This window comes from Rhodoferax sp. GW821-FHT07F03 (assembly GCF_059418745.1).
This window is the reverse complement of the sequence record NZ_JBWKQM010000007.1, coordinates 98,496-110,593: the sequence shown is the minus strand read 5'-3', so window position 1 is coordinate 110,593 and position 12,098 is coordinate 98,496. Positions and strand designations below refer to the sequence as shown.

The following is a 12,098-nucleotide window of genomic DNA, read 5'->3' as shown; positions in this document are numbered from 1 at the left end:
CGGGGGCGGGCTCAGGCCAGCGCCAGCGCCGTCCTGTCCACCACCCTACGCAGCACAAAGCTGGAATGCACACCGGTCACGCCCTCAATGCGCGTCAGCTTGTTCAGCAGCAAGTCCTGGTAGTGGTCCATGTCGCGCACCGCCACCTTGATCTGGTAGTCGGCAGACTGGCCGGTGATCAGCAAGCACTCCAGCACCTCGGGCAATACGTTTACCGAGGCCTCGAAGTTGGCGAAGCGTTCCGGCGTGTGCCGGTCCATGGAGATGTGCACCAGCGCCATCAGCGACAGCCCCAGCTTCTTCGCATCCAGCAGGGCGCGGTAGCCCAGAATCAGGCCGGACTCTTCCAGCGCCCGCACCCGCCGCAGGCAGGGCGAGGGCGACAAGCCAATGCGGTCCGCCAGGTCCTGGTTGTTGACCCGGCCATCGACCTGCAGAATATCCAGAATTTGCCTGTCATACCGGTCTAAATCCATGTGTATGCCTTGAATCTTAAGAATTTTGGCAGATTATGCCAAGAATAAAGAATTTAGAGCCAATAACGCAATATTCTGCCCCTGGCCTTGGCCTACACTGAAGTCTCTGCAACACACAGACCCCCGCCACCCTGGTCACAAGCCAGCAGCGCACCCACCGACCCCACAAAGGTCGCGACCACCAAGCCGAATCCCCGGGCGTATCCAGGCCCGGGGAGCATGCTTCCCCCTCCCCATCCAGCGCCGTGCGGACATTCCGCTCCCCATCTTTACTTGCCCCTGGCCCAAAGGTTTGCAGGGTGGCCGAGTGAGGTTCGTCTTCGCGATTGCTACCAAATAGATAGCTACTACCGTAGGTAAATACTGCGCCAGAGGCCATTTCGACCTATATCCTGCGGACACAAACCCGGCCCGCTTGCCCCATTTCCACAGAACCGTCGTTTGTTGATCTAGGTCACTGAAGCCGGCTGGTGGCAGGCCTAGAGTGACATGGTGCGCGCTGCCAAGCGCGCGTTACGGGCTGGTCAGCCTGCAGTCGTTGGTTGCCTCTTTAAAACCACAGTGATCGCAGGCCAGCTAAGGGATTTAACGGTGTGTCACTGGAGATGAATATGTCAGTTGTTGAACAAACATTTGGTTTTTTTACGCCCACGGTAGCTTTGATGGGTGTGGGTTGCGCCAAGGAGATTGGGCCGCAGGCCAAGTCCCTGGGGGCCCGCCATACCTTTCTGTGCACCGACGCCGGCATGGTGAAGCTGGGCCTGGCGGCCAAGGTCACGCAGATGCTGGAAGCGGCGGACATCCAGGTTACTGTATTTGGCGGGGCCGAGCCCAATCCCACGGACCGCAATGTGCATGACGGTGTGAAGCTGTACCAGGCTAAAGGCTGTGACTCCATCGTCACGCTGGGCGGTGGTAGCGCACATGACTGTGGCAAGGGCATTGGCATGGTGATTGGCAATGGCGGCCACATTCGGGACTACGAAGGTCTGGACAAAACGACCAAGCCCATGCCGCCGTTTCTGGCGGTCAACACCACAGCTGGTACCGCCGCAGAGATGACGCGGTTTTGCATCATCACCAACACCGACACGCATGTGAAGATGGCGCTGGTGGACTGGCGCTGCACACCCAATATCGCCATCAACGACCCGCTGTTGATGGTGGACATGCCCCCCGGCCTGACCGCCGCCACCGGCATGGACGCTTTGACACACGCCATTGAAGCCTATGTGTCCACCATTGCCACACCTATTACCGATGCGTGTGCGTTGCAGGCCATCCGCCTGATTTCCGAATGGCTGCGCCCGGCTGTGGCTTGCGGCACCAACGTACAGGCGCGCGACAAGATGGCTTACGCCGAGTACCTGGCGGGCATGGCCTTCAACAGTGCCAGCCTGGGCTATGTGCACGCCATGGCGCACCAGTTGGGTGGCTTCTACAACCTGCCGCATGGGGTGTGCAATGCCGTATTGCTGCCCGAGGTGTGCACCTTCAACCTGATTGCGTGCCCGCAGCGCTTTGCCGACATTGCGCAGGCCTTGGGAGAAAACACCCGCGGCCTGTCCACCATCGCCGCAGCCGAGAAGGCCATCAGCGCCATCCGCCGCCTGGCGCGGGATGTGGGCATTCCCCCAAACCTTACCGCCTTGGGCGTGCTGGAAAAAGACCTGGAAGTCATGGCCGTCAACGCCAAGAAGGATGCCTGCCAACTGACCAACCCGCGCACCGCCACGCTGGCGCAGGTCGTGGACATCTTCAAGGTAGCGCTGGTCGCCTAAGAGTTAAAGGCGCCCGTCATTGCTTTCCTGCACAAGTCGATGGGCGTGTTTTTTTATAACGTGCAGGTCTGGAGAATGTAGTGAAAGTTTCTGACCATATCGATAGCAATTACCAGCTTTTCATCAACGGAGAATGGGTGGATGGCGCCTCGGGCAAGACCTTCGAAACCTTCAGCCCCTCCACCGGCGAGCGCTTGGCCACCTGTGCTGCGGCTGACAAAGAAGACGTGGACGCCGCCGTCAAAGCCGCCTGGGATGCATTTGCCACCTGGAAGCACACCAGCCCCACCGAGCGCGCTGCCTATCTCACCAGAATCGCCGATGCAATGGAGGCCAAGGCCCAGCACCTGGCCATGGTGGAGACGCTGGACAACGGCAAACCGCTGCGCGAAACCACCGGCGCGGATGTGCCCTTGTCGATTGACCATTTCCGATACTTTGCCGCTGCGATCCGCACCGAAGAAGGTAGCTCCACGCTGCTGGACAAAGACACGCTGAGCCTGGTGATGCGCGAACCGCTGGGCGTGATTGGGCAAATCATTCCGTGGAACTTCCCGCTGCTGATGGCGGCGTGGAAGATTTCGCCCGCGCTGGCCGCAGGCAATTGCATCGTGATAAAGCCCTCGTCCGACACACCTTTGAGCCTGCTGGAGCTGGCCAAGATCTTGGCCGACATCTTGCCCAAAGGCGTGGTCAACGTGGTCACCGGCAAGGGCTCCACCACTGGCGACTACATGCTGCAACACGAGGGTTTCCGCAAGCTGGCGTTTACCGGCTCTACCGATGTGGGCTACACCGTGGCCGAGGCCGCCGCCAAAAAGCTCATCCCCGCCACGCTGGAGTTGGGCGGCAAATCGGCCAACATCATCTTCCCCGATGCACCTTGGGACAAGGCCCTGGAAGGCGTACAACTGGGCATTCTTTTTAACCAGGGACAGGTCTGCTGCGCCGGCTCGCGCCTGTTTGTGCACGCCGACATCTACAACAAGTTTGTGGACGAAACCGTCAAGGCGTTCAACAAGGTCAACGTCAATCTGCCCTGGCTCAGCGGTACGCAAATGGGCCCGCAAGTCAACCGCAAGCAGCTCAACGGCATCCTGGAATATGTGGACATTGGCCGCAAAGAAGGTGAGGTGCTGGCCGGCGGCTCGGCCGTCACCGAGGGCGAGCTGGCAAATGGATGCTTCATGCGCCCGACGCTCATCGCGGTGCGCAACAACCAGGCCCGGCTCTCGCAAGAGGAAATCTTTGGCCCCGTGGCCACGGTGGTCAAATTCACCGAGGTGGATGAAGTCATCGCCATGGCCAACGACAGCGAATACGGACTGGCAGGCGCCGTCTGGACCCGCGACCTCAACCGCGCATTGCGCGTGGCCATGGGCGTAGAGACCGGGCGTATGTGGGTCAACACCTACAACCAACTTCCCGCGCACGCGCCGTTTGGCGGCTACAAAAAATCCGGCATTGGCCGCGAGAACCACAAGATGATGCTGGACCACTACTCTCAGTGCAAAAACATCTTCATTAGCATGGCCGAATCCAAAGTCGGCATGTATTGACCATGGCGACACCTTGCTGCCCAGCAGCGAGGTGTGTGCGATAGGGGTTCCATCGCCCAGACTCCTTGCTACTTTGGAAGAATCCGGTTGCTCTTAATTTGAGAGCTGCTTGCGCAGGTTTTATGTGCGCTGGAGCACGATTTAACCTCAAGGAATTGTGGGGGTACTTTGGGGGCGATTGGCGCCTACTCGTCTTCCGAGCCATCGGCCATCCAGGCTGGGATGTCGCGCTGCACATGGAGCACGCGCCATACGTCGATATGGTCAGTGCGCTCAACATAGAAAACCAGGTAGGGATACTTGCTGAGACTAAGGCATGCGCGTAGCGTGGGGACCTTGTGGCGGGGTGCTTGCCGATATGGATATAGGCACGCTCCAACGCATCCACAAAACCCAGCACCGCTGCCCCGGCGTCTTGTTCCAGGTAATGCGTGATGGCCTGGTCCACGTCGTCCAGCGCCTTGGGCTTCACTTGGATTTCTTGTTGCTGATGCGCTGGCGCAGGGCGTCGAAGTAGGCGGTATCTGCAGGCGTTGCAGGTGCTGACTGGGCACCTGCCAGCAACAGACCGCGCAACTGTTGCCGGTCTTGGTCCTTGCGGATCAGCTCGCGCACGTACTCGCTGCTGGTTTCATAGCCTCGCGAATTGACTTGCGTGTCCACGAAATCCTTGAGGCTGTCGGACAGGGAAATATTCATGGTGCTCATACCAGTAATCCTATGGATTTTGGCAAAATCAGACGGATCGATAGAGGACGTTGCTGGACTACGTTGCAGCCAAAATCACCCGCCCGCTACCGCCGAGGCACCGACCGGATCGATTCGTACCGGGGTAACTGCCGGATTTAGGGTTATTCGACAATGTACGCCGTTTGTACTAACATCGGTATCTCCATTTGCTTCCCCGAGTTAAAGCCATGAGCGCTGTCACTGTCGATCCTTTCGCCCCCAACCCCCGTTCTGCACGCTTGGGTCTGCGTGCCACGCCGGCCCAGGAGGCAGTGTTGCGCCGCGCGGCGGACGTGGCGCATAAATCCTTGACCGACTACATCCTCGACAGCGCTTGCCGCGCTGCCGAACAGACCTTGATAGACCAGCGTCTGTTCACCGTTTCGGGCCTGCAGTACGAGGATTTCCTGGCTTTGTTGGACCGCCCGGCGCAAGACAACGCGGGCTTGCGTGACCTGTTTTCTCGGCCTGCTCCCTGGGCTACGCTGTGAGCTTGAGCGGCCCGCAGCCGCTGACCGCACAACACGTTCTGGAGCCGTTTGATTGCGGCAAGCCCGCGCTCAACGAATGGTTGTTGCGGCATGCCCGGCAAGCCCAGGCCAGCGGTTCCGCCAAGACCTACGTGGTGTTGGATGGCGAGAGCATCGCCGCCTACTACAGCCTGACAGTCGGCCAGGTCGAACCCGTGGACGCGCCTGAGCGGGTGCGCAAAGGCATGGGCCAGTACCCGATTCCTGTGGTGATTTTGGCGCGCTTGGCAGTGTCCTTGCGCCACCAAAAACAAGGCCTGGGTGTCGGCCTGCTGCAAGATGCCATCCGTCGCACCGTGTTGGTGGCCGAGCAGGCCGGTATCCGTGCCATGCTTACGCACCCCATTGACGAACAGGCCGCTCAGTTCTATGTCCGGTTTGGGTTCGAGGGTTCGGATTTGCGGCCACAGCAGTTGCTGCTGCTGTTGAAGGATGCGAAGCGGTGGGTGGGGTGAGCTTGTCGGAGTGGATGCTGGAGGCCGTCGCTAGGAAGCGGCGTTCGGCAGGTGCATGGCACCAAGCTTTTTGTGGTGAACCATACCGACATACTCACCAATCTGTTCCCAAGGTCGCAGGGATAGCGCGTTCGTTCGGGGAATGCGAACAGTAATCGTAGTTTGGTCCCTTTTGGGTTGGGGTACATCTTTCAACAAAAGCCAATAGGCCTCTTGCTCGGACGAGACATACTTGACGATTACCGCCACCTCAAGGAGCTGACGTAGATAGTTGAACGTCGTAACTTTAAGTCGGACGGTTACTGTGGGGCCTTTAGGTGCGTTATCACTTGCCTTGAGCTGAACCACGAATGCTTGGCCGTTGAGATAGTCTTTGTTAGCTAAGCCAATGCGTAGATCAACACCGTAGTCATTATTTGGTTCGTCGCATGTCCACCCGACTTCTAAGTTGTTGCGGAAGAACTGATTTGACTCAGTCTCTAATTGATGCGCTCTTGGGCGCTTTGGAAACTGAGTAGCCATGGATGTCGATGGAATATTGTTTATGAGTAGCTAGCCTGACTACGTCGTAATGCCCGCGAGCAAATCTGGGATCCACGGGACTTGCTAGTCATGAATTTCTCTTGAGAATGGCTCTGAGTCTTTGATTCCTGGGTTTATCTAATATGGTTGATTTAACCAGAATCTAGCAAATAACAGTCTCAAAAAAGTGGCCCCAATTTGCTACCAAATAAGGAGCTGCTTACGCTGATTCCACCAGCACAAGAGGCCAATTCCGCTTAAATACAGCAATTCAAGTCCCCGCCCGCTCCAACATCGCATGCAACAGCACATTGCACCCAGCGGTAATGTGCTCCGGCTTGGCATCCTCGATCTCGTTGTGGCTGATGCCGTCTTTGCAGGGGATGAAGATCATGCCGCTGGAGGTCAGCTTGGCCATGTAGACGGCGTCGTGGCCGGCGCCGGATACGACGGGCATGTTGGAGTAACCCAGGCTTTTGGCGGCGCGGGCCACGGCGTCCACGCAGTTGTCGTGGAAGGCGATCGCGTTGTAGCTGGAGACCATCTCGATCTTCACGTCCACGCCGTGCTCTGTGGCCACGGTAGCGGCAAAGGCTTTGACTTCTTCGACCATCTGGTCTACCAGTGCGTCGGTGCTGTTGCGCAGGTCGATGCTGAACTTCACGCGGCCGGGAATCACGTTGCGGCTGTTCGGGAACACCTGGACCATGCCCACGGTGCCACGGCCGTGCGGCGGGTGGCGGTGGGCTGCGGCCACTACGTCTTGCATGATGCGGGTGGCGGCCAGCATGGCGTCTTTGCGCAGCGCCATGGGCGTGGGGCCGGCGTGGGCTTCCATGCCGGTGACGGTGCAGTCGAACCAGCGGATGCCCAGCACGCCCTGCACCACGCCGATGGTCACGTCGTTGTCTTCCAGCACCGGGCCTTGCTCGATGTGGGTTTCAAAGTACGCGCCAATCGGGTGGTCGCCGGGCTCCTGGTCGCCGATGTAGCCGATGCTCTGCAGCTCGCTTTGCACGCTCTTGCCCTCGGTGTCCACCGCAGCGTAGGCATGCTCCAGCGTGAAGGCCTTGGCGAACACGCCCGAGCCCATCATCACCGGCACAAAACGCGAGCCCTCTTCGTTGGTCCAGAACGCGACTTCAATCGGCGCCTCGGTCTCGATGCCGTGGTCGTTCAGCGTGCGTACCACCTCGATACCGGCCAGCACGCCGTAGTTGCCGTCGAACTTGCCGCCTGTCGGCTGGGTGTCGATGTGGCTGCCGGTCATGATGGGTGGCAGGCTGTTGTTGCGGCCAGGGCGGCGCATGAAGCCGTTGCCGATCTTGTCGATGGTGACGGTCATGCCGGCCTCTGTGGCCCAGCGGGTGACCAGGTCGCGGCCTTGTTTGTCCAGCTCGGTCAGGGCCAGGCGGCAGACGCCGCCCTTGGGCGTGGCGCCGATCTGGGCCAGCTCCATCAGCGAGGACCACAAGCGGTCGCCGTTGATGCGCAAGGCCTGGATTTTTTCGGAAAGAGGGGCGAGTGCGGTGTCCATATGGAACTCCAGATTAGCGGGCGACGGGGTGGGGCGCATGTAGTGCGGTCTTCTTGGCCAGCGCGTCAAACTGCGGGCCGAATGGTGGGCGCTTCACGTACTTGCCGACGCCGCGCTCGGCGCGCAGGTCGCCGTTGGCGTAGACCACCTTGCCCTGGCTCAGTGTGTGGCTGGGCACGCCGGTGACGGTGCGGCCTTCGAAGATGTTGAAGTCGCCCAGCGACTTTTGCGTCTTGACGGACAAGGTCTTGGTGCCCGCCGGGTCCCACACCACCAGGTCGGCATCGGCGCCGGCCACCACGCAGCCTTTGCGCGGGTAGATGTTGAACAGCTTGGCGGCGTTGGCCGAGGTAATGGCGACGAACTCGCTGGGCGTGAGCCGGCCGCTGTTCACACCTTCGTCCCAGATCACGGCCAGGCGTTCTTCCACGCCACCGCAGCCGTTGGGGATCTTGCTGAAGTCGTCTTTGCCGGCGGCCTTTTGCGCGGCGCAGAAGGTGCAGTGGTCGGTGGCCGTGGTGTGCAGATGGCCGGCCTGCAGGCCGTGCCACAGCGCGTCCTGGTTGGTCTTGTTGCGGAACGGCGGGCTCATCACGTGACCGGCGGCGTAGGCGAAATCGGGGTTGCGGTACACGCTGTCGTCCACCGTCAAATGCCCGGCCAGCACCTCGCCGTACACGCGCTGGCCGGCGGCGCGGGCGCGGGCAATGGCCTCGGCCGATTCGGCACACGACACATGCACCACGTAGATCGGCACGTTCAGCACATTGGCGATGGCGATGGCGCGCTGCGCGGCCTCGGCCTCTACCGCGGGTGGGCGCGACAGCGGGTGGCCTTCGGGGCCGAGGATGCCCTTGGCCTTCATGTCGGCTTGCAGCAGATACACCAGTTCGCCGTTCTCGGCGTGCACCGTGGGCATGGCGCCCAGTTCCAGCGCGCGCTTGAAGCTGTTCACCAGGGTTTCGTCGTCGCACATGATGGCGTTTTTATAGGCCATGAAGTGCTTGAAGCTGTTCACGCCTTCGTCTTGCACCAGGGTGCCCATGTCGCGGTGCACGGTTTCGTCCCACCAGGTCACGGCAACGTGGAAGCTGTAGTCGGCGGCGGACTTTTCAGCCCATTCGCGCCAGGTGCGGTAGGCGTCCATCAGCGGCTGCTTCGGCGATGGGATCACGAAGTCAATGATGCTGGTGGTGCCGCCGGCCAGGCCGGCCGCCGTGCCGCTGTAGAAGTCGTCCATGGTCACCGTGCCCATGAACGGCAGTTGCATATGCGTGTGCGGGTCGATGCCGCCGGGCATCACATACTGGCCGCCGGCATCCACCACCTGGGCGCCCGCAGGTGCTGCCAGGTTGTCGCCGACTTCGGCGATCTTGCCGTCGATACACAAGACATCGGCGCGGAATGCGCGGTCGGCGTTAACTACCGTGCCGCCTCGGATCAAAACACTGGTCATGGTTGCTCCTAAATTAGTAGCTGGTGGCGCAGTTATTGTCTGCGCTACAAGCATATTTAATGCCTGAATAACGACTCACCCCCAGGCTCCACACTTCGTGTTTCCGCCAACCCCCTTGCAGGGGGCGAACCCAGTGGCCCGGCAAAGCCGGTTCCACGGGTTCCCGGATTGAAAACCGTCATGTCCGTCGTTGGTTGGTGAGTAGTTGTCCTAAATGGACGCTCGCATCGGATTGTTTCTATGCGTCGTCCAATCCGCATGTTTATCGCTCACGATGAGGCCGGTGCGCAAGTCTTTTTCGCCGGGCTGCAAATCGCGCAGGCTGATGGTGTTCGGCACGGGGCAGACGGTGACGCACAGGTTGCAGCCCACGCATTCGTCTTCCATCACCTCGAAGTGGCGCACGCCGTCTTTCATCTTGGTGATGGCCTGGTGCGAGGTGTCTTCGCAGGCGATGTGGCAGCGGCCGCAGGAGATGCACGAGTCCTGGTTGATCACGGCCTTGCTGACGTGGTTCAGGTTCAGGTTCTTCCATTCCTTCACCGTCGGCAGGGCCGCGCCACGGAAGTCGTCCAGGCTCTTGAAGCCCTTGCTGTCCATGTAGTCCGACAGGCCGGATGCCATCTCCTGCACGATCTTGAAGCCAAACACCATGGCCGCGGTACACACCTGCACCGTGCCGGCGCCCAGGGCGATGAAGTCCAGCGCATCGCGCCAGTTGCCCACGCCGCCGATGCCGCTGATAGGCAGGCCGCGGGTTTCGGCGTCGCGGCCGATCTCGGCCACCATGTTCAGCGCGATGGGTTTTACTGCCGGGCCGCAGTAGCCGCCGTGCGAGCCCAGGCCACCGGTGGTGGGCGACATCATCAGCGTGTCCGGGTCCACGCCGATGATGGAGTTGATGGTGTTGATGAGAGACACCGCGTCGGCTCCGCCGCGCTTGGCGGCGCGGGCCGGCATGCGGATGTCGGTGATATTGGGCGTGAGCTTCACGATGACCGGCAGCTTGCTGTACTGCTTGCACCAGGCGGTGACCATCTCGATGTATTCGGGCACCTGGCCCACGGCAGCGCCCATGCCGCGCTCGCTCATGCCGTGCGGGCAGCCGAAGTTCAGCTCGATGGCGTCGGCGCCGGTGTCTTCGACGCGCGGCAGGATGGCCTTCCAGGATTCTTCGACGCAGGGCACCATCAGCGAGACGATCATCGCGCGGTCGGCCCAGTTGCGCTTCACCTCGGTGATCTCGCGCAGGTTCAGTTCCAGGTCGCGGTCGGTGATCAACTCGATGTTGTTGAAGCCCAGCATGCGGCGGTCATTCGACAGCAGCGCGCCGTAGCGCGGGCCGTTGACGTTGACCACCGGCGGGCCGGCTTCGCCCAGCGTCTTCCAGACCACGCCGCCCCAGCCGGCTTCGAAAGCGCGGTTCACGTTGTAGGCCTTGTCGGTGGGCGGCGCGGAGGCCAGCCAGAAGGGGTTGGGCGTCTTCACGCCGGCGAAGGTGGTGGACAGATCAGCCATGGTTCAATTCCTTGTGCATGCTTTCAGCGGCGCGTTTGCCGTGCTCTACGGCTTCTACAGTCAGGTCGCGGCCGCCGGCGCGGCAGTCGCCACCGGCCCATACGCCATTTAGGTTGGTCTTGCCGTCTTCGGCGGTCACGATGCGGCCGCCTTGCAGGGTCAGGCCTGTGGCTTGCAGCGGGCTGTCGTCCAGCTTCTGGCCGATGGCTTTGAACACCATGTCGGCGCCTAGGACCAGCTCTTTGCCGGTGGCCTGCAGCTTGCCGTCCACCAGGGCTTGCTCGGCAAAGCGCACGCCGGTGGCGTGGCTGCTGCCCAGCACTTCCACCGGGGCCAGCCAGTGGTGCAGCACCACGCCGTTGGTTTGCGCCCACTCTTGCTCGGCCGCCGACGCACCCATGGTTTCCACGCCGCGGCGGTAGACCATGTGCACCTCTTCAGCGCCCAGCAGCTTGGCCTGCACGGCGGCGTCCACAGCGGTCATGCCGCCGCCGATCACCACTACGCGGCGGCCCACGGGCAGTTGGTTCACGTGTTCGATCTGGCGCAGCTCGGCGATAAAGTCCACCGCGTTGCGCACGTTCGCCAGCGCCTCACCGGGCACGCCCAGGGCTTGCACCTTGGACAGGCCCAGGCCCAGAAACACGGCGTCGTATTCGGTCTGCAGCTTGTCGAGCGAGGCGGCGCCGTCAAAGCGCCAGTCGTTTTGGATGCTGATGCCGCCGATGTCCAGCAGCCACTGCACTTCCTTCTGTGCGAAGTCGTCGGTGGTTTTGTAGCTGGCCAGGCCGTATTCGTTCAGGCCTCCGGCCTTGGGCTTGGCGTCGAAGATGACCACATCGTTGCCCAACCGCGCCAGGCGGTGTGCGCAGGCCAGACCGGCCGGGCCGGAGCCGACCACGGCGATGCGCTTGCCGGTGGGGGCTGCGCGGGTAAACAGCTGTGGCTGGGGGCTGGCCATCAGCGCATCGACGGCGTGGCGCTGCAGGCGGCCGATCTGGATGGGCGTGTCGGTTTGGGTGTTGCGCACACAAGATTGTTCGCACAGCACCTCGGTGGGGCAGACCCGGGCGCACATGCCGCCCAGCGGGTTGGCTTCCAGGATGGTGCGCGCCGCGCCGCGCAGGTTGCCATCGGAGATGCTTTTGATGAAGCTGGGCACGTCGATGTCGGTAGGGCAGGCCGTTTGGCAGGGCGCGTCGAAGCAGTACAGGCAGCGCTCGGATTCGAGCATGGCCTGGGATGCGTTCATGGGGGGCGTGGCGTCGGCAAAGTGCTGCGCGTACTGCGCGGCGCTGAGGCGGCCGGCGCGGATGTCCGGTGCGGCCGGTGTGGATAGTTCTGGCACGGTAACTCCTGTGGCTGTGGTTCCCAGGTGGGGCGTACTGCACCAATCTGCAGCACGCCATGCCCGGAATTGGCTGGGGGCGTCCAAATCCTGACCAAATGGTCAAGAAGTGCCGACGATATTGCAAAAGCCATGCCAGGCGCATAGGGAATCTACTGAGCTGCTTTGGGGCTATGTCGCAGAACGC

At 61.4% G+C, this 12,098-nt stretch carries 11 protein-coding genes; 4 read left to right on the top strand and 7 right to left on the bottom strand.

Translation table 11 applies throughout. The features are described 5' to 3' along the window. Window positions 1–11: 11 nt before the first annotated feature. Window positions 12–476 (bottom strand): Lrp/AsnC family transcriptional regulator, encoded by a 465-nt coding sequence (locus AC07R0_RS12100; RefSeq protein ID WP_495105001.1) that lies wholly within the window; start codon window positions 474–476, stop codon window positions 12–14. A 605-nt stretch (window positions 477–1,081) separates the two neighbouring features. Here AC07R0_RS12100 and AC07R0_RS12095 point away from each other — a divergent pair. Further along, on the top strand, window positions 1,082–2,257 hold the full coding sequence (locus AC07R0_RS12095) for an iron-containing alcohol dehydrogenase (protein ID WP_495105000.1): 1,176 nt from the start codon (window positions 1,082–1,084) through the stop codon (window positions 2,255–2,257). Window positions 2,258–2,337: 80 nt separating this feature from the next. Beyond that, a complete protein-coding gene (locus AC07R0_RS12090) occupies window positions 2,338–3,816 on the top strand; it encodes an aldehyde dehydrogenase family protein (RefSeq protein ID WP_495104999.1) in 1,479 nt (492 codons plus the stop codon). Between the two features lie 468 nt (window positions 3,817–4,284). On the opposite strand, the gene AC07R0_RS12085 is transcribed toward AC07R0_RS12090, so the two are convergent. Continuing rightward, window positions 4,285–4,524, bottom strand: coding sequence for a type II toxin-antitoxin system ParD family antitoxin (locus tag AC07R0_RS12085; protein ID WP_495104998.1), 240 nt, complete (start codon window positions 4,522–4,524; stop codon window positions 4,285–4,287). 209 nt (window positions 4,525–4,733) lie between these two features. Between AC07R0_RS12085 and AC07R0_RS12080 the strand changes: the two genes are divergently transcribed. Together AC07R0_RS12080 and AC07R0_RS12075 are read left to right on the top strand one after the other, a co-directional pair. Next, complete coding sequence (locus AC07R0_RS12080) at window positions 4,734–5,036, top strand: type II toxin-antitoxin system TacA family antitoxin (protein ID WP_495104997.1); 303 nt, start codon at window positions 4,734–4,736, stop codon at window positions 5,034–5,036. Further along, entirely contained in the window at window positions 5,033–5,530 is a 498-nt protein-coding gene (locus tag AC07R0_RS12075) for a GNAT family N-acetyltransferase (protein WP_495104996.1), read from the top strand. The genes AC07R0_RS12080 and AC07R0_RS12075 overlap by 4 nt, the downstream gene beginning before the upstream one ends. Window positions 5,531–5,560: 30 nt before the next feature. Here AC07R0_RS12075 and AC07R0_RS12070 read toward each other — a convergent pair whose 3' ends face one another. From AC07R0_RS12070 to AC07R0_RS12050, 5 genes are all read right to left on the bottom strand, one after another. After that, the gene (locus tag AC07R0_RS12070; RefSeq protein ID WP_495104995.1) at window positions 5,561–6,052 is read right to left on the bottom strand and encodes a DUF4365 domain-containing protein; all 492 of its coding nucleotides are present in this window, start codon (window positions 6,050–6,052) and stop codon (window positions 5,561–5,563) included. Window positions 6,053–6,323: 271 nt separating this feature from the next. Further along, complete coding sequence (locus AC07R0_RS12065; protein WP_495104994.1) at window positions 6,324–7,589, bottom strand: Zn-dependent hydrolase; 1,266 nt, start codon at window positions 7,587–7,589, stop codon at window positions 6,324–6,326. A 13-nt stretch (window positions 7,590–7,602) separates the two neighbouring features. Continuing rightward, window positions 7,603–9,045, bottom strand: a complete 1,443-nt coding sequence (gene hydA, locus AC07R0_RS12060; RefSeq protein ID WP_495104993.1) for a dihydropyrimidinase — start codon at window positions 9,043–9,045, stop codon at window positions 7,603–7,605. A gap of 210 nt (window positions 9,046–9,255) precedes the next feature. Further along, complete coding sequence (preA, locus tag AC07R0_RS12055) at window positions 9,256–10,563, bottom strand: NAD-dependent dihydropyrimidine dehydrogenase subunit PreA (RefSeq protein ID WP_495104992.1); 1,308 nt, start codon at window positions 10,561–10,563, stop codon at window positions 9,256–9,258. Then, window positions 10,556–11,911 (bottom strand): NAD(P)-dependent oxidoreductase, encoded by a 1,356-nt coding sequence (locus AC07R0_RS12050; RefSeq protein WP_495104991.1) that lies wholly within the window; start codon window positions 11,909–11,911, stop codon window positions 10,556–10,558. Before AC07R0_RS12050 ends, preA begins: the two co-directional genes overlap by 8 nt. Between the last annotated feature and the right edge of the window lie 187 nt (window positions 11,912–12,098).